The following is a 25,473-nucleotide window of genomic DNA, read 5'->3' as shown; positions in this document are numbered from 1 at the left end:
CCGTCGCTCCCCTTTTTCCCGGCATGCTGCTACCCGACACGGGTGAGCCGGGCTTCGGCGTTTACGTGCACTGGCCGTTCTGCGCAGCCAAATGCCCCTATTGCGATTTCAACAGCCATGTCCGCCACCAGCCCGTGGATCAGCTTCGCTACACCGCCGCGTTTCTGAAAGAGATGGAAACGATGCGCAGGATGAGCGGGCCGAAGACGGTCACGAGCATCTTTCTGGGCGGCGGTACGCCTTCGCTGATGGATCCTTCAACCGTCGGGGCGATCCTCAACGGGATCGCGCAGCACTGGCATGTGCCTGACGGGATCGAGATCACGATGGAGGCCAATCCTTCCAGCGTCGAGGCTGAGCGCTTTCGCGGCTATAGGGCTGCCGGCATCAACCGGGTCTCGATGGGCGTGCAGGCTCTCAACGATACGGATCTCAAATTCCTCGGCCGCCTGCATGACGTGGCCGACGCGCTGAAGGCGATCAAGCTGGCGCGCGAGATCTTTCCGCGCATGTCGTTCGACCTGATCTACGCCCGGCCGAAGCAGACGGTGGAGGCTTGGGAAGCGGAGCTGAAGCAGGCCATTTCCTATGCCGTCGATCACCTTTCCCTTTATCAGCTGACGATCGAGGAAGGCACGCCGTTCTACGGCCTGCACAAGGCTGGTAAGCTGATCGTTCCAGATGACGAGCAGTCGGCGCTTCTCTATGAGGCGACGCAGGAGATCACCGCAGCGCATGGCATGCCGGCCTACGAGGTCTCCAACCACGCCAAGCCGGGTGCCGAAAGCCGGCACAACCTGACCTACTGGCGCTATGGCGACTATGCCGGCATCGGCCCCGGTGCGCATGGTCGCCTGACGCGGGGACGCGACAAGATCGCCACCGCCACCGAGCGACGTCCGGAGACGTGGCTGGACCAGGTCGAGACACAAGGCCACGGCATGGTCGACCAGGAACTGCTAGGCTTCGACGAGCAGGCGGACGAGTTGCTTCTGATGGGACTGCGCCTGACCGAAGGCGTCGACCTGGCGCGCTGGCAGGAGCTTTCCGGCCGCGATCCGGACCCGGTCCGCGAAGAGCGGCTTCTGGAACACGGCTTTATCGAGCGGCTGGGAAATTCCAGGCTGCGCTGCACGCCGTCCGGCATGCTGATCCTCGATGCTGTCGTTGCCGACCTCGCCTGCTGACTAGGCCTTCACCGCCGTCACATGCAGCCATTCGGTTGGCCGGTCATCATAGCCGCTGCCGTCGTTCGTGCTTATCTCGAGCGATGACCACGTGACGGTCCTGTAGGCCTGTTCGAGCCAGGGCCGCGACGGGTTGTTGTAATAGCGACCTATCGCATCCGTCATCTCTTCCTCGCCGGTCTTATAGCTTGCGTAGAAAATGCCGCCAGGGCGCAGCGCCCGGTGGATGCGGGCAAGGATATCGGCGAGATCATTTCTCGGCGTGTGCAAAAGGCAGGCATTGGCCCAGACGCCACTATAGGCAGCAACGCTGTCGATATCCCCGAAGCGCAGTAGCGCGACTCTACGCCCCAGACGGCGCGAGGCTTGCTCTGCCATTTCCGCAACGCCATCCGTCGGGGTGACGTCAAAGCCGCGTTCAATCATGAAACCGCTGTCGCGGCCATTGCCGCAGCCAAGTTCCAGAACTCGGGCACCCGGAGAGAGGCGGGAGAGAAATGCTTCCAGCCGGATCTCGTTCGCCTTTTCCCGATAACCGGCATAGGCCTTCGCATTGTCGGCGTAGAAGCGGAGGGTCTGATCGTGTTCCGCCATGGCTCTTACTTCTGTGACAGGAGAAGCTTGGTGCCGAAGCCGACGAAGACGGTGGCAACGCCGAGGTCGATCTTCTGCTTGGCCTTGAGATAGGCGCTCGCCACCCGCGGATGGGTGATCAGGCCGACCAGAAACGTATAGTAACAGGCCGAAACCGCGACCATGACAGCGATTGCCGCTAGCCCGTAGAGAAACGGCGTGCCCGCCGGCATGGTAGCGGCAAACAGCGAGGCAACGAAGAGAGCCGATTTCGGGTTGGCGAGGTTGGTCGCAAGCCCCAGTCGGTAAGCCTTCCTCAGCGGTATCTCGCGTTCTGTGGGGGCAAATTCGGGTGTTGTCCGGGCCTTCCGGACATCCATGAAGACGCGCAGGCCGAGCCATACGAGATAAAGACCGCCGACGATCTTCAGCGCGACATAGGCGAAGGGAGCTGCCTGAAACAGGGCATTGATCCCGAGCCAGCCCGCAAAGCCCCACAGGCATGTTCCGGTAATCGTTCCCATGGCTGCCGTAATGGCAACCTTGCGCGGTGCTGTGAGGCAATAGCGGATCACCAGCAGCGTATTTGGCCCGGGGGTAATGCAGGCGACAGCCCAGATGGTCGCCACGGATAAAAGAAACACGACACGCTCCTCGCACACCAGAAAGATTGGTGTGCGCCAGAAGCCAAATCCCGTCAACGCCCGGACAAACAAAAACCGGCTCTCATCCGATGGGTAAGAGCCGGCTTCGGTCGGTCAGTCGATGATCACAGATTGTTTTCGTTGATCAGGCGCTTCAGAAGCTCGACCTCGTGGCTGAGCTTGCTGTCGCCCGAGATCAGGTCCTCGATCTTGCGAACCGCATGCAGCACGGTCGTATGGTCGCGGCCACCAAACCGACGGCCGATTTCCGGGAAGGAGCGCGGCGTCATGGTTTTCGAGAGGTACATGGCGACCTGGCGCGGCTTGACGATGACGCGGGTGCGGCGGTTGGAGACCAGTTCCTGCCGCGAGACGTTGTAATGGCGTGCCACGACGCGCTGGATATCCTCGATCCGGACGCGCCTTGCTTCCCCGGCGCCGACCAGATGGGCGAGAAGCTCGTCGACGCGCTCGATCGAGAGGTTCGGCTCAAACGAGCGACGGAACAGCAGCTGGTTGAACGCGCCTTCCAGTTCGCGACCGGTGCTGACGACGCTGCGTGCGACGTGATCGAGAATTTCGTGCGGGATATCGAGCGATGGATCATCCTGCTGGGCAGCCGCGAGACGACCTTTGAGCATTTCCATGCGCATATCGTAATCCGGCGTCTCGACCTCAATGGCCACGCCGCCCTGCAGACGCGAGCGAACCCGCGGATCGAGCGATTCCAGTTCCCAAGGCGCGCGGTCGGCAGCAACCACGACCTGCTTGGCGCTGTCGAGCAGCATGTTGAGCAGATGGCAGAATTCGTTCTGGATCATCTTGCCCTGCAGGAACTGCATGTCGTCGATGATCAACAGATCGATATGGCGCAGGCTGTCCTTGAGCGTCAGGGCATCATTGTCGCGGATCGCGGTTGCGAAACGCCACATGAAATATTCGGCGGTGAGATAGACCACGCGCGGCATGCGGGGGCTGCCGACGGCGGCGTTGGCGATGGCCTGAAGAAGGTGGGTCTTGCCGAGACCGACACCGGAATGAATAAACAGCGGGTTGAAACGCACGGCACCGGCACCGGCTTCCGCAATCGTCTTGGCAGCGGCAAGCGCCACGCGGTTCGAGGCGCCTTCAACGAACGTGTCGAACGTATAACGGCTGTCGAGTGGCGAACCGAACAACGGGCCGGGCTGCGAGGACTGGCGAACCGGGGTGGACGCGGCAGTCGGGAACGTGGCGATCTTGCCGATCTCACGCGGTGCAGATGGGCGTTGCGACGCGACAGGTGCCGGAGCATCCGAGCCAATGACGCCGTCCTGGACATCCGATACCGGCTTTGCAGCGCGGGTTGCCGTGCGGACCAGGATCTCCACCTTGAGGATCTCGGCATCTTCCGCCTGGAAGATCGACGTGATCAGATCAAGATAACGGTTGTTGATCCAAGACTTCAGAAACGTCGTGGGCACCGTGAGCCTGACGACACTCTTCGAGACGGTGTGAAGCTTAAGTCTTGCAAACCAGCTTGCGTAAACATCCTGGCCGACCTGTGCTTTAAGACGCACACTGAATCGCTCGAAAAGAGCATCATGCTTCATAACTGGTGTTTCCCCTGCCGCCTGTGCGCAAACGGAATCAAACGCCTGTCGTGCATTGCCCCCGTTGCCGGTTGCACGAGCCGATACGTTATTCATTTGCATTATTCGCCGCCTTTTCCATAGGAGCCCGGCGGTTCTGTTTCCCGCCAGGACACATTCTTTTTAACTACGTCCGACAGCCCGTCTCCGTGCGGAAACGATGACTGCCCTTCCCCATCGATCAAAGTTCCAGGCCAACCGCCCGGACCATCAAAGATCGATCCGGATCACCTCGTCTGATCCAGACCTGCGGGAGCCAACCCGCAACTCAGCGCACGCTCCATCCTCGTTATGAAGAGCCGCTGACTTCCCACTGCCTTCTTCCGACTCCCCAGTCGGCCCCGTCACGCATAAGTTCAGCTGTTGCCGGAAAAGCCAATTTCCGGCTTGCAACCATCGGTTAAATAAGGAAACGAGAAAAACATCTCGCCGCAAGCTGCTTAAAGTCCCCGGGCCGCTCGGTGTCGAGCGGTTGTCGGCAGGCTCTAGGAGTGATCTCCATGCCTCTCGCTAAAAGCCATTTAGGCAGGATCAAATGGCAAGATCAATGATGAATTTTACGCAAAATCCGAGCGCGACCGTTGACTCTCCGGGTGCGATTTGAATGGCCGGAGGGTTGCGGAGAAGAATCCCAGTTGAATCAATGGGATTCAAAATCCATCTATTTCTGATGGTACGATTCAGAGAAAAAATAAAAAAAACCTTGACTCAAAAAGCAGGCGGCGGGTTGGCGGAATTGCCGCCAGACTTGGGCAGACCTCTCATAAGCCTTTGTATTTCATCGGGAAAATCTGTCACGCACCTGACACGTAACCGTTACTGAGCCGGTTAACGAAGTACAAAGGACCGAGAATCACAAAAAGCCCGGTCGACCGACCAGGCTTTTGATGCATGCACGCTAAAGGTGATATTAGGCGGAGAGTGCCTTGACGCGAGCTGCCAGGCGCGAGACCTTGCGGGACGCCGTGTTGCTGTGAAGGACGCCCTTTGTTGCAGCGCGTGCGATTTCCGGCTGAGCTGCCTTCAGAGCAGCAGCAGCGACGGATACGTCACCCGTTGCGATCGCTTCTTCAACCTTGCGGATAAAGCCACGAACGCGCGAGCGGCGGGACTTGTTGACTGCGGTACGGCTAGCGATCTTGCGGGTCGCTTTTTTCGCCGAAGTTGTATTGGCCATATCATGCCTCTCTACGAATTCGAACCAAAACTCCGCCGTTGCCGCGTAGGTCCTGCGACCATCAATCCAGCAATTCGGGAGCAATAGAGGAAGCCGTCGATCAGGCTTTCCCAACTGTGGGCGGGCATATAACCGGTATAGCGCGCCTCGTCAACGCGGATTCGCATGAAGGGTGCCGCTGAATTTGCCGTTTGGCGAAGTCCCGCGTCCTTTTCGCGACCATAACCCCTCCCACTCTCCTTACAGGGATGCGTGTTCAAACATCGCCTGCAACGGCTGATCACTTCTGGCAGCGCGGGCAGTAGAAGGTGGAGCGGCCGGCTTGGGTGATGCGAGAAACGGTGCCGCCGCAGCCCGGCGTGCGGCAGGGCTTATCCTCCTGGTCATAGACAGAGAAGGAATGCTGGAAATAGCCAAGCGAGCCGTCCGTCTGGATATGGTCGCGCAGAGACGAGCCGCCGGCTGCAATCGCATCGGCAATGACAGCGCGGATCGCTTCCGTCAGCAGCACCAGCTCCTTCTTCGGCCGGCCCGTGGGCGTGACGATGCTGCCCGCTGCCCTCTTCGGCGACAGGTGTGCGCGCCACAGCGCTTCGCAGACATAGATATTGCCGAGACCGGCGATCACGGTCTGATCGAGCAGCGTGCTCTTCAATGGCTGCGCCTTGCCGGAAAACCGCTTGCCGAGATACTCCGCATCGAGCGCGTTGCCGGTCGGCTCCGGACCGAGTTGCGCAAATGCCGGGTAGAGATCGAGCTCGCTGCGCTTTGCCAGATGCAGGAAGCCGAAACGGCGCGGATCATTATAGATGACCTTCGTTGTCTCGTTGCCACGCTCCAGATGAAAGACGACGTGGTCATGCTTCTCGTCCTTGGAGCGCGGATGATGAAATGTGCCAAGCGCCTCTTCCTCGACCCTGAACGAGCCGGACATGCCGAGATGGGCAATGATGGTGAGATCGTCTTCGAGGTCGATCAGCAGGTATTTGGCGCGTCTTCCCAGCGCGATGATCTGCCGGCCTTCGACTGCGGCGACAAGATTTTCCGGGAACGGAAAGCGCAGATCGGTGCGGTTCAGCTGCAGCCTTGCAAGCTTTGCTCCCTCCATGGCCGGAGAAAGGCCGCGACGAACGGTTTCGACCTCTGGCAATTCGGGCATGGTCTACCTAACTTCCTGTTTCAACGATGCCGCCGGTGCTCTATAGACCGGGCGGTAATCCACCACATAGCGTCCGGAAACCGGTTTCGCTATGGTCCGCCTGGATAGAGACACCGAGGAGCTGCCCATGACCGAAGCCCGCACCCGCGCCGAAGGCGGAATGGAAACCTCCTATGGCTTCCGCCAGGTGGCCGATGGGGAAAAGCAGGGCCTCGTCAACGACGTATTCCACAAGGTCGCCAAGCGCTATGACGTGATGAACGACGTCATGTCGGCGGGCATGCACCGGGTGTGGAAGGACGCGATGATTACCGCGCTCAATCCGCGCAAGGATGCGAGCTACCGGACGCTGGATGTGGCGGGCGGCACCGGCGACGTCGCATTCCGCATCGTCGAGGCCTCGGGCCTCAAGGCCCATACGACGGTGCTCGATATCAATGGCTCGATGCTGGCCGTGGGTGCCGAGCGGGCGCAGAAGAAAAAGCTGTCCGGCAATCTCGATTTCATCGAGGCGAATGCAGAATCCCTGCCCTTCGAGGACAATTCCTTCGACGCCTATACGGTCGCCTTCGGGATCCGCAACGTTCCGCGCATCGACGTGGCGCTGTCTGAAGCCTTTCGCGTGCTGAAGCGTGGCGGACGGTTGCTGGTTCTGGAATTTTCGGAAGTCGAACTTCCGCTGCTCGACAAGTTTTACGACGAGTGGTCGTTCCGGGCGATCCCGCGCTTCGGCAAGATGATCACCGGTGATTCCGAGCCCTACCAGTATCTGGTGGAATCGATCCGCAAATTCCCCAACCAGGAAAATTTCGCAGCGATGATCCGCACCGCCGGTTTTTCGCGCGTGAGCTACACCAATTATACCGGCGGGATCGCGGCGCTGCATTCCGGCTGGAAGCTCTGAAGCGATGAGCACGATCGGCGCTTATTTCCGGCTCGCCCGTGTCGGCTGGGTTCTTGTCCGCGAAGGCGTGGTTTCGGCCCTGCCGACACAGGACCTGCCGCCGGCCGTCGGCATTCTCAAGTCCATGCTCGAGCCGCTCACCCGTTTCAGGGCGAAGAAGCAGCCCCGCAGCGAAAGGCTGACCCGCGCCGTCGGAAGGCTCGGTCCCTCCTATGTGAAGATCGGCCAGTTTCTCGCCACCCGTCCGGATGTCGTCGGTGTTGACTGGGCCGTCGATCTTGCCATGCTGCAGGACCGGATGGCCTTCTTCCCGACCGATGCTGCCAAGACAGCCGTCGAGACCTCGCTTGGCCGCCCGATCAGCGATCTCTACACATCGTTCCAAGAGCCGATTGCGGCCGCCTCGATCGCGCAGGTGCACCCGGCCGAAGTGAACGGCAAGAAGATGGCCGTGAAAGTGGTGCGCCCCGGCGTGCGCCAGCGTTTCGCAAATGACATCGAAGGCATGTATGTGGTTGCCCGCATGCAGGAACGCCTGATGCCCTCCAGCCGCCGGCTTCGCCCGATTGAGGTGACGCGGACGCTGGAACAGACGACCAAGATGGAAATGGACCTGCGCCTGGAGGCTGCAGCCCTTTCCGAGATTGCCGAAAACACGGCGGACGACCCAGGTTTCCGCGTGCCTGAAGTGGACTGGGAACGGACCGGCCGCGACGTCATCACCATGGAGTGGATCGACGGCGCCAAGATGAACGACGTCCCGGCGCTGCGGGCTGCCGGCCACGATCTGGAAAAGCTCGCAGAAGTGCTGATCCAGTCCTTCCTGCGCCACACGCTGCGCGACGGCTTTTTCCATGCCGACATGCATCCCGGCAACCTCTTCGTCGAGCCTGATGGTACAATCGTCGCCGTCGACATGGGGATCACCGGACGGCTGGGCAAAAAGGAACGGCGCTTCCTCGCCGAAATCCTCTACGGCTTTATCACCCGCGACTATATGCGTGTCGCCGAGGTGCATTTCGAAGCGGGCTATGTGCCTGCGCACCACGACGTGGCGGCCTTCGCTCAGGCGATCCGGGCGATCGGCGAGCCGATCCACGGTCAGCCCGCCGAAACCATCTCCATGGCCCGGCTGCTGGCGCTGCTGTTCGAAGTGACCGACCTGTTCGAGATGCAGACCCAGCCGCAGTTGATCCTCTTGCAGAAGACCATGGTCGTCGTCGAAGGCGTCTCGCGCATTCTCGACCCGCGTTTCAACATGTGGAAGGCCGCAGAGCCTGTCGTCGGCCAGTGGATCCGCGACAATCTCGGCCCCAAGCGCATCGCATCCGACCTCAAGGACGGGATGAAGGCGGGCCTGAAGCTTGCCGAAGCATTGCCGGAGATCGCCGCCAAGACGGAAACCCTGCACCGGGAACTCGTTCACATGAGCGAACACGGCCTGCGTTTCGACCCCGAAACGGCCGACGCGATCGGCAAGGCGGAAGCCAGGCACAGTCGCTCCGGCCGCGTGGCGCTTTGGATCATCGCGATCTCGCTCGTCGTCATCGCCTTCGCCGTCGTCTGAAAAGGCGCATTGCGACATCAGATGTCCAGGTTCTGGGATATACCTTGGGCGACAGGATGAATTAGTGTGCGGGCAAAAGGAATGCCATGTCCGCCGCACCCGAAAATCCAGACCGCATCACGATCGAACTCACCGGCCAGCCGATCGGCTTTGCCGAGCTGATCAAGATCGGTCGTGGCGAAGTCAACGTGACAGCCAGTGCCGAAGGGCTTGCCCGTGTTGCTGCGGCCCGTTTGGTGCTGGAAAGCACGATTGCCGACGGCACGCCCGTCTATGGCGCGACGACCGGCGTCGGTGCGATGAAGGACGTCGCGTGGTCGCCGGAAGAGCTCGACGCCTTCAATATCGGGCTTGTCCGGGCCCATCACTTCGGCACCGGCGAACCGTTTCCGATCTGCGTCGTGCGCAATGCGATGGCGTTGCGCGTCAACACGGCGCTGACGGGCTATGTGGGTTGCTCGACCGAACTGGTTCAGGCCTATCTCGATCTGCTGCAGGCCGACGTCATTCCGGTCGTGCGGCGCACCGGCTCGATCGGCTGCGCCGATATCGGTCTGATGGGGCAGATCGGTGCTGTCCTGACCGGCGTCGGCGAGGCAATGTTCGAGGGACGCCGCCTGCCCGCAGCGGAAGCCTTTGCGGCGGCAGGCATCGCGCCGATGAAAATGGCGCCGCGCGACAGCCTTGCCTCGCTCAGCGTCAATTCCGTCAGCTTTGCGGCCGCCGCAGACGCGACGCGCACGGCCGCCTGCGCCATCCGAACGCTGCTTGCCACAGGCATGGCCGCTTCCGGTGCGATGGGCGGATCCCGCGACCCGTGGATTGCCGTCACCCATGTGGGCACGCCGCGCGAAGCGATGATCGGAAAATGGCTGTGCAACGCATCCGAAGGCTGGGACTGGCCGAAGGCGACGCAAATCCAGGACCCGTTGAGCCTGCGCATGATCGCGCAGGTGTTCGGCACCGTGTTTGAAAGCGTGCTGACCGCCGGCCACAAGATCCTCGCGGCAACGGGCCGCTCCGACGACAACCCCGTGATCGTCGACGGCCGGGTTCTGACATCAGGCGGTTCACTGCCGCTCGACGTTACGGTGCTCCTGGAATCGGCGTCGCTGACGATGGCGCATGCGGCGCGCAACGCCTTCAACCGCTGCGTTCTTCTTGGAAACGGCCAGCGCCGCGATCTGCCGGTCAATCTGGTTCCGCATGGTGTGATTGCGACGGGCTTCGGGCCGATCATCAAGCTGGCCGGCGAGATCTTTTCGCGCGTGCTGTCGATGACCAACCCGGTTTCGGCGCAGTCGCTGGTGGTGGCCGGCGGCATGGAGGACGAGGCAGCGTTTCTGCCGCTGGTGATCGAGCGGTTCGAGCGACAGGTGCAGGCCCTGCAGAGACTGGCGGCGCTTGAAGCGCTGCTTGCTGCCCAGGCGATGGATATCCACGGCGACGAGCCGGGTGGCGCGGTCAAGCTGATCTACGATGCCGTACGCCGCCATGCAGCCTTCTACACGGTCGATCGGCCGCTTTCGGCGGAGGTTGAGGCGATCGAGGCAGAACTCGCGTCCGAGGCCTTCCTGACAGAGCTGATCGCCATCTCGCCGATCCATGCGATCGACGGTTTCTTTGCGCTTGGTGGCTTCGGCATGCAGGGCGTTCAGCCCACGCAAGCGTGAGCACGGCACGCCTTTATTCCGCCGGGTTCTTCAGACTTTCTTAAAGGAATATAGTCCTTTCGCGTGCCCCAAGTGGCCATTTGGAGTTTGCCCATGGCGCTTGGCGCTTCCCGACGGCTGCAGGACGGCGTTGTTGCCGTCGAAACGATGACGCGCTTTGCGCTGGCAGTGCTGGCGCTGGCATCGGGCGTCTATACCTATCTCGGTGCCCGCACCATTCTCGACGGCTCGCCGACGGCGGTGTTCTTTGCAGCGATCATCTATTCGGTGTCGGTGTCGGTCGGCATCTACGCCTTCTGGTCCTACATGGCGCGGTTCTATCCGCATGTCACCTCGCGCACCGGGCGGACCGCGATGCTGGCGGTGATGGCCGCGGGTGCAGCCATGATTATGGCGATGTCGAGCTGGCTGAACGCTGCGGCACTTGCCGGCTCATCCGCCGTCGAACAGCACCTTTCCGAAACCGTGGAAGCCTATACGGCCGATCTCGACCGCGCGCACCAGAACGCGATTGCCGCGCAGAGCCTTCTGCCGGATATCCAGCGCGCCGGTGAACGGTTCTCCCAGCTTGCCGGTGTCGAGCGCCAGTCCGGTTCGCTGACCGGCACCACCGGCTCCGGCAGCGTGGTGCAGTTGCTCACCCAGATGTCGGCCCAGATGAAATCGCTGGAAGGCAATATCAACGGGTCGCGCGAACAGGTGGCCGATCTTTTCGAACAGGGCCAGAAGCGGCTGGAGGCGATGCGCGGGCTGGTCTCGGCGCCGGGCGATATCGGACCCCGCGCCGACCAGTTCTCGACCGAGGCCGTGGCGCTGACGGGCGTCGTGTCCTCGCTGTCGCAGACCTCGATCGCGCCGTCGATCCGTCGTGCGGCAGACGATCTGGCGATCGGCTTTATCGCGCCGGTGCCGGACGGGGCAGCGCCAGACCTCGTCAACCGCCAGAACCAGGTGATGGAGACGGTGAAGGCTTCGGTGAGCGCGCAATCCAAGGCGCTGGCCAAGGCTGCCGACGAAATCCTGTCGCGGCCGACTGTGGGAGAACGGCGCTTCGTGCCGCTTTCGCCGGCCGGCGCCGTTCTGGAATATGCCGGCGACTTTATTCCCGCCTGGGCCGGCGCGATCTCCATCGACCTTCTGCCGGGTGTGATGGTGTTCATCCTGGCCGTCGTGCATGGCGCGATCCGGAGACAGGAGGACCCGCTTCCGTTTGCCGAGCGCATTACCGCTGCCGAGCTTTTGCAGGCGCTCGAAGTCCAGCGCGCCGTCAGTGCCAGCGGCATGAGCGTGGAACAGGCGACCGCCGCTATGGAAAAGCCCGTGACATCGCAGGAGGACGCCCGATTGGCCGAGCTGAAGGCGGACGAGGTGAAGGCCGAAGAGGCAAAGGCCGACGAGAATACCAATATCACCAGTCTCGATCCGAAAACGCGCCGGGACCGCAGCCATGAGGATCGGTGAGGCAATCCGCCGGTTCGACGACGGTGTCATCCTGCGCGGCGTCTTCTACCTCATGCTCGGCATTTCCGGCATTTTCCTCGTCACAGACATTCGCGAGATCGCGACCGCAAAGCCCGAGAGCCCGGGTTACGATCCGATGCGCGAGACGGATCCCGTTCTGCCACCGGCGCTGACCGAGGGGCGACCGGCAGCGCCGCCCGTCGAGCCTTCAAGCCCGGCGGACGTGCTGCGCAAGGCGATGACCTTCAACCTGACGACGGGTGGCATTCTGAAGGCTGAAGGAGCGATCGAGCCGGGTGCCGCCGAGCGCTTTGCGACCGAGATCGAAGCCCGCGGCGAATATGTGAAGACGGTGTCGCTCAACTCCCCCGGCGGCTCGGTGGGCGACGCGATCGCCATGTCGAAGCTGATCCGAGAGAAGAAGCTGGCCACGCTTGTGGTGACCAAGGGGCTCTGTGCTTCCTCCTGCCCGATCGTGTTTGCCGGTGGTGTCACGCGGGTGGCCCAAAAGGATGCGGTGATCGGTGTGCACCAGGTGTTCAACGGCGGCCGCAACAGGCCGAGCGCCGACGAGGCAATGTCCGGCGCACAGGCGACCACGGCGCGCGTCTCGCGGCATCTGGAGGAAATGGGGATCGGCTCCGGCCTGTGGCTGCACGCACTGGAGACCCCGCCGGACCGACTGTACTATCTGACGCCAAAGGAAATGACGGATTTCAAACTGACGACCCCGCCGGCTCCCGCCGTCAACGCGTCCGCCAAGAAGAGCTAGCTTCGCTGCGTGATACTGCGCGACAGCAGTGCTGCCGCGAGGGCGAGCGCCAGCATCGTGCCGGTAAAGGCCGATACGGCCCACCAGCCATCGGCGCTCCAGAAGTGGCCGCCCACCGAGCCGGCGACGCTTGAGCCCAGATAATATCCCAGAAGATAGAGCGAGGACGCGTGGCCCTTGGTGCCTTTTGCCATGCGGCCGACCAAAGCGCTTGCCACCGAATGGGCGATGAAGAAGCCGGAAGTGAGCAGCACGATGCCGAGAATGATCAGCGGCAGCGGTGTGGCGAGTGTGATGACGACGCCTGCAAATGCCAGGACGATACCGGTGAGCATGACGGCGAAATGGCCGAAGCGATCTCCGAGTAGACCGGCGGCCCAGGACGCAACGATGCCGAACAGATAGACCGTGAAGATGAGGCCGAGCTCCGTCTGATCGAGGCTGTAGGGGGCGTCCACAAGCCGGAAGCCGATGTAATTGTAGATGGTGACGAACGCGCCCATCAGCAGGAAGCCGATGGCAAACAGGAGTGCCAGTGCCGGATGGTTCAGGTGACCGAGCCAGGCATCGACATGATAGCGCAGGTTGGATTTGCGCGGCACGAAGTTGCGCGATGGCGGCAGGAGAACGAGAAAGCCGATGGCGGCGACGATGCCGAGCGCGCCCATGCCGACAAGCGCCAGACGCCAGGAGAAATATTCGGCCAGAACCCCGGTGACGACACGCCCAGCCATGCCGCCAAAGGCGTTGCCGGCGATATAGAGACCCATCGCGGCGCCAAGACCTTTCGGATCGACTTCCTCCGACAGATAGGCCATCGCGACCGCCGGAACGCCGCCAAGCAACAGGCCTTCCAGCGCACGAATGATCAGAAGCAGGTTCCAGTTGGGCATGGCGGCGCAGGCGATGGTGCAGATCGAGGCGCCGAGCAGGGACACGAACATCAGGCTGCGGCGGCCGAACCGCTCCGAAACGGCGGCGGCGCAAAAGATGGCGACCGCCAGAAAGCCCGTCGAGAGCGACAGGGACAGCGAGCTTGCAGCCGGACTGACGCCGAAATCACGCGCGAAGATCGGCATCAGCGGCTGGACGCAGTAGAGCAGTGCAAAGGTCGAAAAGCCGGACATGAAGAAGGCCAGACTTGCCCTCCGATAGGCCGGCGTGCCGCGGACGAGATAGAGCTTCTCCCCCTCCCCCTCTTCTGCAAGAGCTTGACCGTTCAATGCCGCGGACAAATCGGCGTTCAGGGATGCGGAGGCGGGCATGGGGTATTCGACCTTTCAGGTCTATCAAAGGTAGCCAGTCGGTTCCCATTAATCCAATATATGGCGCAGGCGTTCTCGATAGGTTTTACAGATACCGATGGAACTGAGGCATATCCGCTATTTCCTCGCTGTCGCCGAGGAGCAGAATTTCACGCGGGCTGCGGCACGGCTTGGTATTGGCCAGCCACCGCTCAGCCAGCAGATCCGCGATCTGGAAACCGAGATCGGGGCAGCGCTTTTCCACCGGGTGCCGCATGGTGCGGAATTGACTGCGGCCGGGGCAGCGTTTCTGCCCGAAGCGCGGGCCTCGCTTGCGGCCGCAGAGGCTGCGAAACTTTCTGCCCGGCGTGCCGCGCGCGGCGAGACAGGAAAGCTGGCGCTGGGATTTACCGCGTCTGCCGCCTTCAACCCGGTCGTGACGGGCGCTATCCGGCGTTTCCGGAGCGAGTGGCCGGGCGTTGCACTGTCGCTTGCGGAGATGAACAGCAACTGGCTGATCGAGAAACTGGAACGCGGCGAGATCGACGCTGCTTTCATCCGTCCAGGCTTGGAAGACCCGAAGGCGGTGCGGCTGAAACGTCTGGCGGACGAGCCGATGCTGATCGCACTGCCGGCGAACCATGAGCTTGCGACCTTACGGACCGTGCCGATCGCAGCGCTTGCAGGAGAGCCCTTCGTGCTGTTTCCGCGCACGGTGGGTCTCAGCCTGTTCGACGATATCCTCAGCGCCTGCCGCGATGCGGGGTTCGAGCTCAACGTCACCCAGGAAGCGCCGCAGATCCCGTCCGTGGTCAATCTGGTTGCCGCAGGGCTGGGCGTCTCGATCGTCCCGGGCTCCATCACGAAGATCGCCATCGAGGGCGTCGTGTACCGGCCGATCGAGGGGCCGGGACCGGTGGCGCGGCTGGGGATCGCCGTCATGAAGGCACAGCGTTCCCCGATCGCGCTCAACCTGTTCGAACTGGTCTAGGCTGACCGATTAGCCTTTGATTTCGCGTTCGCAGAAGGTGATGCGGTTGCTGAACGGATCCGTCACCGAAACCTCCAGACCCCAGGGCGCCTGGTGCAGCCCCGGCCGCATATAGGCGTAGTCCTTGGCATTGAGTTCCCTGTGGAGCGCTGCAGCACCGGTGATGGGGACAAACACGCGGGCACCCGGCGAGGCATCGCCCGCATGTTCGGACAGATGCATCAGCATGCCGCTGCGCGATATCTGGCAATAGAGCGGTGCGTCGGGAGCGAACCGATGCTCCCAGTCGACGCTGAAGCTTAAGAAACCGCAATAGAACTCCATCGCCTTGCCGACGTCGAAAATGCGGAAGATCGGGATGGCAGGCTGGATCAGGGTCTGGCTTGAGGCAGGTTCGACCGACTTGAAATCATTCATTGCGACCGCCGTTCATGGGAGTTTCACCACTCTTGCTGCAGGACGATTGCATGTTCAAGAACTAAACCCTAGCTTCCGGTCACTTCGAAAGCGGGCGGGCTATGGAACTCAAAGACAAGCGTATCCTTCTCATCATCTCCGGCGGCATCGCGGCTTACAAGAGCCTCGACCTGATTCGGCGGCTGCGCGAACGCGGGGCCTCGGTGCGGCCGGTCATGACCAGGGCTGCCCAGGAATTCGTGACGCCGCTTGCCGTCGGGGCACTGTCGGGCGGCCATGTCTATACGGAAATCTTTTCGCGCGAGGACGAGCAGGATGTCGGCCATATCCGGCTGGCGCGCGACGCGGACCTCGTGATCGTGGCACCCGCAAGTGCCGACCTGATGGCAAAGATGGCCCACGGAATGGCGGACGACCTGGCAAGCGCCGTGCTTCTGGCGACCGATCTGCCCGTGCTGGTGGCGCCTGCCATGAACCCGAAAATGTGGGCGGCCGCACCGACGAAACGCAATGCCGAGACACTGAAGGCAGACGGCATCCATGTGATCGGGCCGATGGTCGGCGAGATGGCTGAGAGCAACGAGGTAGGTGCTGGCCGGATGGCCGAGCCGCTTCAGATCGTTGCTGCAGCGATTGCGTTGCTGGATGCTTCGCCGAAGCCGCTTTCCGGCAAGACGGCGATTGTGACCTCCGGCCCCACGCACGAGCCGATCGACCCGGTGCGCTACATTGCCAACCGCTCATCCGGCCGTCAGGGCCATGCGATTGCCGCGGCCCTCGCTAAACTTGGTGCCGATGTGACGCTGGTTTCAGGCCCAGTAACGATCCCCGATCCCGACGGCGTCACGACGCTGCATGTGGAGACAGCGGCTGAGATGCTCGACGCCGTGACGAGCCGTCTGCCCGCCGATATCGCCGTGATGGTGGCGGCCGTTGCCGACTGGCGGGTGGCGTCTTCGACCGACCAGAAGATTAAGAAGATGCCGGGCGAAGCGCCGGCGCCGCTGCTGCTGACCGAAAACCCGGACATCCTCAAAACCGTCGGGCATCACAAGAAGCGTCCCACTCTCGTCGTCGGTTTCGCCGCCGAGACGCAGAATGTCGAAGAGAACGGGCGCTCGAAGCTTCAGCGCAAGGGTGCAGACCTGATTGTTGCAAACGACGTCTCTCCTCAGACCGGCGTCATGGGCGGCATGCGCAATCAGGTGAAGATCATCAGCAAGACCGCGATCGATGCGTGGCCCGATCTTGGCAAGGACGAGGTTGCGATGCGGCTGGCCGAGCTGATAGCGGCCCGCCTCGCATAAGGATCACGCAGCCTTCGACAGCGCCTGCGGCTGGAAGAGCAGTGCCTGCATGCCATCCGGGCAGACCTTGACGGCGCTGCCGTCTGGAATTTCTACCCAGGTATCGGCCTCGTCGTTCAAAGGTTCGGACACCAGGCAGTAGCCGGTCTTTGATCCATCCGCATCCGACCCCTTGCCCGTCATCGGTGCGGCATAGAGGGTCGGTGGCTTGTGATCCGTGGCATAGCGTACCGCATAAAGCTGGCGGCCGTTGGAAAAGCATGCGGTGAAGCGCACGAGTGCCGTGCCAAGCCGTTCCATCGAGATGTCTTCGACGGCGGCGATCGCCTTTTCCATCGCACCCAAGGGATCGGTATCCATGCCGAACTGCAGCGCCAGAAGGAAGAGAAGCTCGGAATCGGTCGATCCGGTCCGGGCCGAGAACAGTTCGTCCGATAACAGGCTTTCGAGCGGCCGGCGGATCGCTTCGAAGCTCGCGACCTGGCCATTGTGCATGAAGGACCAGTGGCCGTGGACGAAGGGGTGACAGTTGTCGCGCCGTGTTGCGCCCGTCGTTGCGGCGCGGACATGGGCAAGGAACAGCGGCGAGCGGATCTGCCGTGCGATACTGCGCAGATTGCAGTCGGACCAGGCCGGAAGGATGTCCCGGTAGCGGCCGGGCTCAGGCCTGTCGCCATACCAGGCGATGCCGAAACCATCGCCATTGGTGGCGGTCTTTGCGCGTGTGGCACAGTGGGATTGCTCGATCAGGGAATGGGCGGGCGAAGAGACCAGTTCTTCCAGATAAAGCGGTTCACCCCGATAAGCTGCCCAACGACACATCTGTCTTTCTGCTCCACTCTGTCTGCCTGCAACGCACGCAACCGTCGAAAATCAAGCGTCTCGAAATAGGGTTAATGAAACATGAATTACCGGCCCAGATGACAGTTTTGTGGCCCCTTCCCCATCACGTTTTGCAACGCAATGTTGCCTCAGCCTGTTGTCGCGGCGGCTTCAAAGCCTAAATGAAGCCGCATGGTTGATGACACGAAAGCGAGCGCGAACGCGCATACGAACACATCTGACGGCACCGACATTCTGCACGAAGTGCTGAACCAGCCCGGGAAATGGGCAGTTTTCTTCGATATCGACGGTACGCTGATCGACATCGCGGATACGCCTGATGGTATCGTCGTGCCTGACGATCTGGCCGAGAATCTGACCCGGCTTTCCGCGAAACTGAGCGGTGCCGTGGCGCTGGTGACGGGTCGGGCTCTGCCCTACGCCGATCAGCTGTTCAAGCCGCATATCTTTCCGATTGCCGGCCTGCACGGGGCGGAAAGACGATCGATGTCGGGAGCGATCGAGCGGGTAACGCCAGGTCCTGATTTCGAGGCGCTGAAAGCAAGCCTTGCCGAGGAAGCAGCAGCCTGGCCGGGCGTTCTTGTCGAGGACAAGGGTCTCGCCGTGGCTGCCCACTACCGACAGGCGCCGACATTCCAGGGGCAAGTCGAGGCGGCGATGGAACGCTATCGCGAGCGGGCAGGATCCGACTTCACTCTGCAGCGAGGGAAGATGGTGGTGGAAATCCGCCCAGCCCGCGCCAGCAAGGGCGATGCACTACGGGCTTTTCTCAGCGAAGAGCCATTTGCCGGCCGGTTGCCGATCGCGATCGGTGACGATGTAACCGATGAAGCGATGTTCAGGGTTGCCAACAAGCTGGGCGGCCACTCGATCCGTATTTCCGATATAGCGGCCGACACCGTCGCGTCGGCAACATTGGGATCGGCCGCCGAACTGCGCGCGCTGATCGCCAAGCTTGCCGCAGCCTGAACTGATTTGAGAATGCATTTTCGAAAGGAAATATCGTGAGCCGTCTAGTGGTCGTATCGAACCGCGTCACCGTTCCGGACAAGACCGGTGCGGCACCTGCCGGCGGCCTTGCCGTAGCCCTGCAGGCAGCCCTTGAGGAACGCGGCGGCATCTGGATGGGTTGGTCCGGCAATTCCAGCGGCAACGAGGAACCCGGCCCGCTTGAGATGCAGGAGCATGGCGCGATCACCTATGCGCTGACCGATCTCACCGACACCGACGTCGAGGAATATTACCACGGCTTTGCCAACCGGGTGCTCTGGCCGATCTGCCACTACCGGATGGACTTGGCCGAATACGGTCGTAAGGAAATGGCCGGCTATTTCCGGGTGAACCGCTTCTTTGCGCAGAAGCTTGCGCCGCTTCTCAAGGAAGACGACATCATCTGGGTGCATGACTACCACCTGATCCCGCTGGCAGCCGAACTTCGCCAGATGGGCTTCAAGAACAAGATCGGCTTCTTCCTGCATATTCCGTGGCCGCCGGCGGACGTGCTGTTCACCATGCCGGTTCACGAGCAGATCATGCGCGGTCTTTCGCAGTATGACCTGGTCGGTTTCCAGACGGATTTCGATCTGGACAATTTCGGCGGCGGGCTGGTGCGCGAAGGGATCGGCGAGCGGATCGACGGCGGCAAGAAGTTCTCGACCTTCGGGCGCACCTTCAAGGGCGGCGCTTACTCGATTTCGATCGAGACCGAGATCTTTTCCAAATTCGCGATCAAGGCCGAAAAGAACGCGATGGTGCGCAAGGCGCGCCAGAGCGTCGAGGGCAAGGACCTCATCATCGGCGTCGACCGCCTGGATTATTCCAAGGGCATTACCCAGCGTATCGACGCCTTCGAGCAGTTTGTCGCAACCAACCCGGATCACCACAACAAGGTGACCTATCTGCAGATCACGCCGAAATCGCGCTCCGAAGTGCCGGAGTACGAGCAGATGCAGCGCATGGTCGCCGAACAGGCTGGCCGCGTGAACGGGGCGATCGGCACCGTGGACTGGGTGCCAATCCGCTATATCAACAGATCCGTGCCACGCCCGGTACTTGCAGGTCTCTACCGGCTGGCGAAGATCGGCCTCGTGACCCCGCTGCGCGACGGCATGAACCTTGTCGCCAAGGAATATGTGGCGGCACAGGATCCGGAAGATCCGGGCGTGCTGGTGCTTTCACGCTTTGCCGGAGCGGCCCGCGAGCTGCGCGGCGCGCTTCTGGTCAACCCATACGACATCGAGGGAACGGCGCATGCCATCGCGCGCGGGCTCAGCATGCCGCTGGATGAGCGGAAGCAGCGCTGGCAGATGATGATGGATCATCTGCTGACCTACGACATCAATCGCTGGTGCGACGACTTCCTCAAGGACCTTATCGAGGACTGACTATCCGCTGGAGCCGCCCCGCAATGCCGGGCGGCTTCAACTCCCTTGAGTGAGGCGGATTGACCGGCCGCCGTCGATGCGCTGAATAGATCCCATTGCCTTTTCATCATTTCGCGACCTGCGGATTGATGCCAATTCATTTTGAGGTCTTCATGCCGGTCGCAGTCACAGCAGAACATATTGCCGAAGCCGAAACCCTGATCCGTCCGCATATCCGCCGCACCCCGACGATGCGGGTAGACATGCAGGATTTTGGGGCCGAACCATGCCAAGTCGATCTCAAGCTCGAGCAGTTGCAGCATTCCGGTTCGTTCAAGGTCCGCGGCGCCTTCACCAATCTTCTTGGCCGCGAGGTGCAGGCAGAAGGCGTGGTTGCGGCGTCCGGCGGCAATCACGGAGCAGCGGTTGCCTATGCGGCCCACAAGCTCGGTGTGCCCGCGCATATCTTTGTGCCAAGCGTCGCCTCCAAGGCGAAGATCGATCTCATCCGCTCCTACGGTGCAGAGCTCGTGATCGGCGGCGACCGCTATGCGGATGCGCTCGCTGCCAGCGAGGCTTATGTCGCGCAGTCCGGGACGATGGCCGTGCATGCGTTCGACCAGGCGGAAACGCTGGCGGGACAAGGTACGCTCGGCAAGGAAATCGAGGAAGACCTGCCGCATATCACGACGTTGCTGGTGGCTGTCGGCGGCGGCGGGCTGATTGGCGGTATCGCATCCTGGATGCGCGGCCGGGTGAAGATCGTCGCCGTCGAATCCGACCGCGCGCCGACCCTTTACGACGCCTTCAAGGCAGGCCGCCCCGTGGATGCGCCGGCAGGCGGTATCGCGGCTGACTCGCTTGCGCCAAGGCAGGTGGGGCAGCTGATGTTCCCGGTGGCACAGGCATTCATCGAGCCGCCGGTCCTCGTGACCGACGAGGACATTCTGAACGCCCAGAAGGCGCTCTGGTCCGGCGCACGGCTGGTGACCGAACCGGGTGGCGCGGCGGCGGTTGCGGCGATCTTGTCGGGCAAATACCGCCCACAACCGGGTGAGCGCGTCTGCGTGCTGGTGTGCGGATCGAACACCACGGCTGTCGATTTCGGTTGAGCGTGCGCCACACTTCCCTTCGGGATGCGGCAGCGATAATGCTGAGACCATGTTTCAGCTAGAACAGCCGGCCACATTCGAGCAGGTCATCAAAAAGAGCCGGTTTCTGGCGATCGCGCTTCCCGTGTTGAGCGAGGGGGAAGCGAAAGACGCCATTGCTGCGCATAGCGTTGCCGATGCCACCCACAACTGCTGGGCCTGGCGGATTGGATCAGCCTATCGCTTTTCCGATGACGGCGAGCCGAGCGGGACTGCGGGCAAGCCGATCCTTGCCGCCATGGACGGCCAGTCGCTCGACAAGGCTGTCGTCATTGTGACCCGCTGGTTCGGCGGCATCCTGCTCGGTAGCGGTGGTCTGGTGCGCGCCTATGGCGGTACGGCGGCCGCCTGTCTGAGGGCGGCCCCGCTTGTCGAAGTCAAGCCGTCGGTGCTGGGTGCCGTCAGCATCGAGTTTTCCGACCTTGCAAGAACGAAAGCCAGGCTGCAGTCGATCGAGGACGTGAAGATCACCGAGGAAGTGTTCACAGAGACAGGTGCCGAGCTGCGGATCCAGATACCGGAGGCCGAGCAGGACATCATCACAAAGCTGATCTCCGACCTTACCAGCGGCAGGTCGGAGCTATCGCTGGATTGAAATCACGCCGCCTTGGCGACGTGATATTCCTTGATGGCCACCATCTTGATGGCCGGGAAGCGTTCGGACTCGTAGCGCAGCGAAAACGAGTCCTGCGCCAGAAAGACCGGATCGCCATCAAGATCGCGGGCGATATCGCCGCGCTTGACCGTCAGGAACTTCTCAAGCTCCGCCGGCTGATCCGACGAGATCCAGCGGCAGACGGAGAAGCGGGACATTTCGAACGAGACCGGCAGCGTATATTCCCCCTGCAGCCGCTCTTTGAGAACGTCGAGCTGCAGCGCGCCGACGACGCCGACGATGGCGGGCGATCCGTCTTCCGGGGAAAACAGCTGCACGACGCCTTCTTCTGCCATCTGCTGCAGGGCTTCCTTCAGCTTCTTCGCCTTCATCGCATCTTCCAGACGCACGCGGCGCAGGATTTCCGGCGAGAAGTTCGGGACGCCCTGGAAGACAAGATTTTCGCCTTCCGTCAGCGTATCGCCAATACGAAGCGTCCCGTGGTTGGGAATGCCGACGACATCACCGGCAAAGGCGGTATCGGCGATGTGACGCTGCGAGGCGAAGAAGAACTGCGGCGCCGTGAGGCCCATCTGCTTGCCGGTGCGGGCAAGCCTTGCCTTCATGCCACGCTCCAGCTTGCCCGAGCAGATGCGCGCAAAGGCGATACGGTCGCGGTGGTTCGGATCCATGTTGGCCTGGATCTTGAAAACGAAGGCCGTCATCTTGTCTTCGCTTGCATGCACAGTGCGGATATCCGCGACCTGGTCACGCGGCGGCGGAGCAAAGTCTGCCAACGCGGTGATCAGATCCCGGACGCCGAGATTGCGCAGCGCCGAGCCGAAGAAGACAGGCGTCATGTGACCTTCGAGAAAGGCCTTCCTGTCAAACGGTCGGCAGGCTTCCCGCGCCAGTTCGACTTCCTCGACGAAGGCCGCGCGTTCGTTTTCCGGCAGACGGTCGGCGACGGCCTGCGGTCCGTTGACCGAGATCGCGTCCTCGCTGTCTGGACCACGCACCCGGTTGTCGGCCAGGTGGTAGGTTCCGCAGAAGCTCTTGGAACGACCGATCGGCCAGGTGATGGGAGCCGTATCCAGCGCAAGCTTTTCTTCGACCTCGTCGAGCACCTCGAAAATGTCGCGGCTTTCGCGGTCCATCTTGTTGATGAAGGTGATGATCGGAATGTCGCGCATGCGGCAGACTTCAAACAGCTTCAGCGTGCGCGGCTCGATGCCCTTGGCGGCATCGATGACCATGATCGCCGCATCGACTGCCGTCAGCGTGCGATAGGTATCGTCCGCGAAGTCTTCGTGGCCGGGCGTATCAAGGATGTTAAAAACCTTGTCGGCATATTCGAACGTCATCACCGACGTCACGACCGAGATGCCGCGCTCGCGTTCGATCTTCATCCAGTCGGACCGCGTCTGGATGCGATCCTTCTTGGCCTTGACCTCACCGGCGAGCTGGATGGCGCCCCCGAACAGAAGCAGCTTTTCCGTCAGCGTTGTCTTGCCCGCGTCCGGATGCGCAATAATCGCGAATGTGCGGCGGCGGGAGACCGCCTCTGCAATGGTTTCGGCCATCTTTTATATCCTGTGAATTGCCGCGGTATCTAGCGACTAAAGCCCGCCATTGCAATTGACCTGCCGCGCTGCGGCGCAAACTAATGGCCAATGACCATTCAAGCCCCCTCCTCACCCGTCCTCAATGTCCTGCGTCTTCCGCACGGCCAGGACCTGGATCTGCCCGCCTACGAGACATCAGGTGCTGCCGGCATGGACCTGCGTGCCGCCGTGACCGATGGCGAGCCGCTGACCATCGCACCCGGCAAGCGCGCCCTGGTGCCGACCGGTCTCGTGTTCGAGATCCCCGCCGGGTTCGAGGTGCAGATCCGCCCGCGTTCGGGGCTTGCGTTCAAGAACGGCATCACGTGCCTCAACACGCCCGGCACGATCGACAGCGACTACCGCGGCGAAGTGAAGGTTTTGCTGATCAATCTGGGAGACGAGGATTTCGTCATTACCCGCGGCATGCGGATCGCACAGATGGTGTTCGCGCCCGTTGTCCAGCCGCAGGTCGTCGAAGTTTCCGAGGCAAGTGCGACGGCGCGCGGCGCCGGCGGGTTCGGATCCACCGGCGTCTGACGTCTGCCGGAATCCTGTGACACCGATCTAGGTCAATCAGGCGGATACCGTGGGGCGCTCCCCGGCCATCCGATACGAGATCGCCTCGGCAAGGTGTATTCTCCCGATACCATCCTTCTCGTCGAGATCGGCCAGCGTCCGCGCCACCCGCAAGACCCGATGATAGCCGCGGGCGGAGAATTTCAGCTTTTCCGCCGCGTCGCGCAACAATTGCAGCCCTCCCGCATCGAGCTCGGCGAACTTCTCGATCATGGCGGTGGAACAGCGCGCGTTGGTGAGAACCGTGTACTGGCCCTCGCCTTCGAAGCGCTCTCTTTGCCTGTCGCGTGCGGCCGCCACCCGCCTTGCCACGCCGGCGCTTGGCTCTGCCGGTGCCGGGCGGATCAGATCGCTTGCGGAGACAGCTGGCACATCGATACGGATATCGATGCGGTCCATCAGCGGGCCGGAGATACGTGCCTGATAATCCGAGGCACAGCGCGGGCCACGGGCGCAGCTATGTCCCGGTTGTCCCGCCATGCCGCAGCGACACGGGTTCATCGCGGCTACGAGCTGGATGCTCGCCGGATAGGAGACCCGGTGGTTGGCCCGGGCGATAACACATTCGCCAGTCTCCAGCGGCTGGCGGAGCGCATCGAGAACCTGGGGCGAGAATTCCGGAAACTCATCCAGGAAAAGGATGCCGTGATGCGCGAGCGAGGCTTCTCCGGGCCTGGCGCGCAGACCGCCGCCGACCAGTGCCGCCATCGTGGCGGAATGATGCGGCATGCGATAGGGCCTCCGGTCCGACAGCTTTCCGCCCGAAAGCTGGCCGGCGATCGAGTGGATCATCGAGACTTCGAGCAGTTCGGTTGCCGAAAGCGGCGGCAATATCGACGGAAGGCGGGCTGCGAGCATGGATTTTCCCGAACCGGGCGGACCGACCATCAGGAGGTTATGACCGCCGGCAGCCGAGACTTCGAGCGCGCGCTTGGCGCTTTCCTGGCCTTTGATATCGACAAGGTCAGGCAGATTGGCGGGCGGTGCACGGACCGCCGGCTGCGGCCGCGACATGACCTGCGTGCCGCGAAAATGATTGGCGAGCGCGATCAGGCTGCGGGGGGCGAGAATATCGACGCCGGGTCCAGCCCATGCCGCCTCGGCGCCGCTTTCGGCTGGGCAGATCAAGCCTTTTCCGATCGCATTGGCGCTGATGGCCGCCGGAAGCGCACCGGCGACGGCGGCAAGCGTTCCATCGAGGTTCAACTCGCCGATCACGACATAATCGGCCAGCATGTCGCCGGGTACGGCACCGAGCGCTGCCATCAGGCCAACGGCGATCGCGAGGTCGAAATGGCTGCCTTCTTTGGGAAGGTCGGCCGGGGCGAGATTGACCGTGACTTTTTTCGGCGGCATGGCAAGGCCCGAGGCATGCAGTGCTGCCTGCACCCGCTCTCGGCTTTCGGCCACTGCCTTGTCCGGCAGCCCGACGATATGCATGCCGAGCTTGCCAGGGCCGATCATGACCTGCACATCGACCGGAATGCCTTCAATGCCCTGAAATGCTACCGTTCTGATACGCGCGACCATTCCGACCCGCCCACATGCGCAAGCTAAGGTGGGGATATTCCCGCCTACCGTGCTACAGGTTGAAAGCTTGCACGATTGCTGGCGAATTTCAAGAACAGGCA

22 protein-coding genes and 1 pseudogene are annotated in these 25,473 nt (G+C 62.1%); 13 read left to right on the top strand and 10 right to left on the bottom strand.

Features of this window, described 5'->3' with window-relative positions; translation table 11 throughout:
- Positions 1-23 precede the first annotated feature (23 nt).
- Positions 24-1,187, top strand: coding sequence for a radical SAM family heme chaperone HemW (hemW, locus tag ACQY1K_RS01405; RefSeq protein WP_430258858.1), 1,164 nt, complete (start codon positions 24-26; stop codon positions 1,185-1,187).
- Here hemW and ACQY1K_RS01400 read toward each other — a convergent pair whose 3' ends face one another.
- From ACQY1K_RS01400 to mutM, 5 genes are all read right to left on the bottom strand, one after another.
- Entirely contained in the window at positions 1,188-1,781 is a 594-nt protein-coding gene (locus tag ACQY1K_RS01400; RefSeq protein ID WP_062454036.1) for a class I SAM-dependent methyltransferase, read from the bottom strand.
- A gap of 5 nt (positions 1,782-1,786) precedes the next feature.
- Positions 1,787-2,404: a LysE family translocator gene (locus ACQY1K_RS01395; protein ID WP_113167010.1), complete on the bottom strand. Its 618-nt coding sequence runs from the start codon at positions 2,402-2,404 to the stop codon at positions 1,787-1,789.
- Positions 2,405-2,529: 125 nt separating this feature from the next.
- Positions 2,530-4,098, bottom strand: coding sequence for a chromosomal replication initiator protein DnaA (dnaA, locus tag ACQY1K_RS01390; RefSeq protein ID WP_062454037.1), 1,569 nt, complete (start codon positions 4,096-4,098; stop codon positions 2,530-2,532).
- Positions 4,099-4,945: 847 nt separating this feature from the next.
- Positions 4,946-5,212, bottom strand: coding sequence for a 30S ribosomal protein S20 (rpsT, locus tag ACQY1K_RS01385; protein ID WP_062454038.1), 267 nt, complete (start codon positions 5,210-5,212; stop codon positions 4,946-4,948).
- A 280-nt stretch (positions 5,213-5,492) separates the two neighbouring features.
- On the bottom strand, positions 5,493-6,371 hold the full coding sequence (gene mutM / locus ACQY1K_RS01380; protein WP_430258119.1) for a bifunctional DNA-formamidopyrimidine glycosylase/DNA-(apurinic or apyrimidinic site) lyase: 879 nt from the start codon (positions 6,369-6,371) through the stop codon (positions 5,493-5,495).
- Between the two features lie 127 nt (positions 6,372-6,498).
- On the opposite strand from mutM, the gene ubiE reads away from it, so the two are divergent.
- From ubiE to ACQY1K_RS01355, 5 genes are all read left to right on the top strand, one after another.
- The gene (ubiE, locus tag ACQY1K_RS01375; protein ID WP_062454932.1) at positions 6,499-7,275 is read left to right on the top strand and encodes a bifunctional demethylmenaquinone methyltransferase/2-methoxy-6-polyprenyl-1,4-benzoquinol methylase UbiE; all 777 of its coding nucleotides are present in this window, start codon (positions 6,499-6,501) and stop codon (positions 7,273-7,275) included.
- Between the two features lie 4 nt (positions 7,276-7,279).
- Positions 7,280-8,842 carry a 2-polyprenylphenol 6-hydroxylase gene (gene ubiB, locus ACQY1K_RS01370; protein WP_430258118.1) on the top strand — a complete coding sequence of 521 codons (1,563 nt, stop codon included), beginning with the start codon at positions 7,280-7,282 and terminating at the stop codon, positions 8,840-8,842.
- An 86-nt stretch (positions 8,843-8,928) separates the two neighbouring features.
- The gene (locus tag ACQY1K_RS01365; protein ID WP_430258117.1) at positions 8,929-10,515 is read left to right on the top strand and encodes an aromatic amino acid lyase; all 1,587 of its coding nucleotides are present in this window, start codon (positions 8,929-8,931) and stop codon (positions 10,513-10,515) included.
- 93 nt (positions 10,516-10,608) lie between these two features.
- Positions 10,609-11,976: a hypothetical protein gene (locus ACQY1K_RS01360; RefSeq protein ID WP_430258116.1), complete on the top strand. Its 1,368-nt coding sequence runs from the start codon at positions 10,609-10,611 to the stop codon at positions 11,974-11,976.
- Complete coding sequence (locus tag ACQY1K_RS01355; RefSeq protein ID WP_430258115.1) at positions 11,963-12,748, top strand: ATP-dependent Clp protease proteolytic subunit; 786 nt, start codon at positions 11,963-11,965, stop codon at positions 12,746-12,748. The genes ACQY1K_RS01360 and ACQY1K_RS01355 overlap by 14 nt, the downstream gene beginning before the upstream one ends.
- On the opposite strand, the gene ACQY1K_RS01350 is transcribed toward ACQY1K_RS01355, so the two are convergent.
- Positions 12,745-14,013, bottom strand: a complete 1,269-nt coding sequence (locus tag ACQY1K_RS01350) for an MFS transporter (protein ID WP_430258114.1) — start codon at positions 14,011-14,013, stop codon at positions 12,745-12,747. The two genes, ACQY1K_RS01355 and ACQY1K_RS01350, sit on opposite strands and share 4 nt — an antisense overlap.
- Positions 14,014-14,110: 97 nt before the next feature.
- Between ACQY1K_RS01350 and ACQY1K_RS01345 the strand changes: the two genes are divergently transcribed.
- Entirely contained in the window at positions 14,111-14,983 is an 873-nt protein-coding gene (locus tag ACQY1K_RS01345; RefSeq protein ID WP_062578806.1) for a LysR family transcriptional regulator, read from the top strand.
- A gap of 9 nt (positions 14,984-14,992) precedes the next feature.
- Here ACQY1K_RS01345 and ACQY1K_RS01340 read toward each other — a convergent pair.
- Positions 14,993-15,355: pseudogene (locus ACQY1K_RS01340) on the bottom strand (glyoxalase superfamily protein); the annotation flags it as partial.
- Positions 15,356-15,501: 146 nt separating this feature from the next.
- Between ACQY1K_RS01340 and coaBC the strand changes: the two are divergent.
- Entirely contained in the window at positions 15,502-16,707 is a 1,206-nt protein-coding gene (coaBC, locus tag ACQY1K_RS01335; RefSeq protein ID WP_430258113.1) for a bifunctional phosphopantothenoylcysteine decarboxylase/phosphopantothenate--cysteine ligase CoaBC, read from the top strand.
- A 3-nt stretch (positions 16,708-16,710) separates the two neighbouring features.
- On the opposite strand, the gene ACQY1K_RS01330 is transcribed toward coaBC, so the two are convergent.
- Complete coding sequence (locus ACQY1K_RS01330) at positions 16,711-17,529, bottom strand: class II glutamine amidotransferase (RefSeq protein ID WP_062454047.1); 819 nt, start codon at positions 17,527-17,529, stop codon at positions 16,711-16,713.
- A gap of 192 nt (positions 17,530-17,721) precedes the next feature.
- On the opposite strand from ACQY1K_RS01330, the gene otsB reads away from it, so the two are divergent.
- The 4 genes from otsB (at position 17,722) to ACQY1K_RS01310 (ending at position 21,659) form a co-directional block, all read left to right on the top strand.
- A complete protein-coding gene (gene otsB / locus ACQY1K_RS01325) occupies positions 17,722-18,519 on the top strand; it encodes a trehalose-phosphatase (protein ID WP_430258112.1) in 798 nt (265 codons plus the stop codon).
- Between the two features lie 35 nt (positions 18,520-18,554).
- Entirely contained in the window at positions 18,555-19,934 is a 1,380-nt protein-coding gene (otsA, locus tag ACQY1K_RS01320; protein ID WP_062454049.1) for an alpha,alpha-trehalose-phosphate synthase (UDP-forming), read from the top strand.
- Positions 19,935-20,086: 152 nt separating this feature from the next.
- Positions 20,087-21,025 (top strand): threonine/serine dehydratase, encoded by a 939-nt coding sequence (locus ACQY1K_RS01315; protein WP_430258111.1) that lies wholly within the window; start codon positions 20,087-20,089, stop codon positions 21,023-21,025.
- A 49-nt stretch (positions 21,026-21,074) separates the two neighbouring features.
- The gene (locus tag ACQY1K_RS01310; protein WP_430258109.1) at positions 21,075-21,659 is read left to right on the top strand and encodes an IMPACT family protein; all 585 of its coding nucleotides are present in this window, start codon (positions 21,075-21,077) and stop codon (positions 21,657-21,659) included.
- A gap of 2 nt (positions 21,660-21,661) precedes the next feature.
- Here the strand turns inward: ACQY1K_RS01310 and ACQY1K_RS01305 are convergent, their stop codons facing one another.
- Entirely contained in the window at positions 21,662-23,242 is a 1,581-nt protein-coding gene (locus ACQY1K_RS01305; RefSeq protein WP_430241196.1) for a peptide chain release factor 3, read from the bottom strand.
- Between the two features lie 90 nt (positions 23,243-23,332).
- Between ACQY1K_RS01305 and dut the strand changes: the two genes are divergently transcribed.
- Positions 23,333-23,803, top strand: a complete 471-nt coding sequence (gene dut, locus ACQY1K_RS01300; RefSeq protein ID WP_430258107.1) for a dUTP diphosphatase — start codon at positions 23,333-23,335, stop codon at positions 23,801-23,803.
- Positions 23,804-23,839: 36 nt separating this feature from the next.
- On the opposite strand, the gene ACQY1K_RS01295 is transcribed toward dut, so the two are convergent.
- Positions 23,840-25,372, bottom strand: coding sequence for a YifB family Mg chelatase-like AAA ATPase (locus ACQY1K_RS01295; RefSeq protein ID WP_430258105.1), 1,533 nt, complete (start codon positions 25,370-25,372; stop codon positions 23,840-23,842).
- Positions 25,373-25,473: the final 101 nt, after the last annotated feature.

Source organism: Neorhizobium sp. IRS_2294, assembly GCF_050500145.1.
Taxonomy (GTDB): Bacteria; Pseudomonadota; Alphaproteobacteria; order Rhizobiales; family Rhizobiaceae; genus Neorhizobium; species Neorhizobium soli.
Note: the sequence above shows the minus strand (reverse complement) of the source record. Positions and strands in the feature narration are given on the sequence as shown.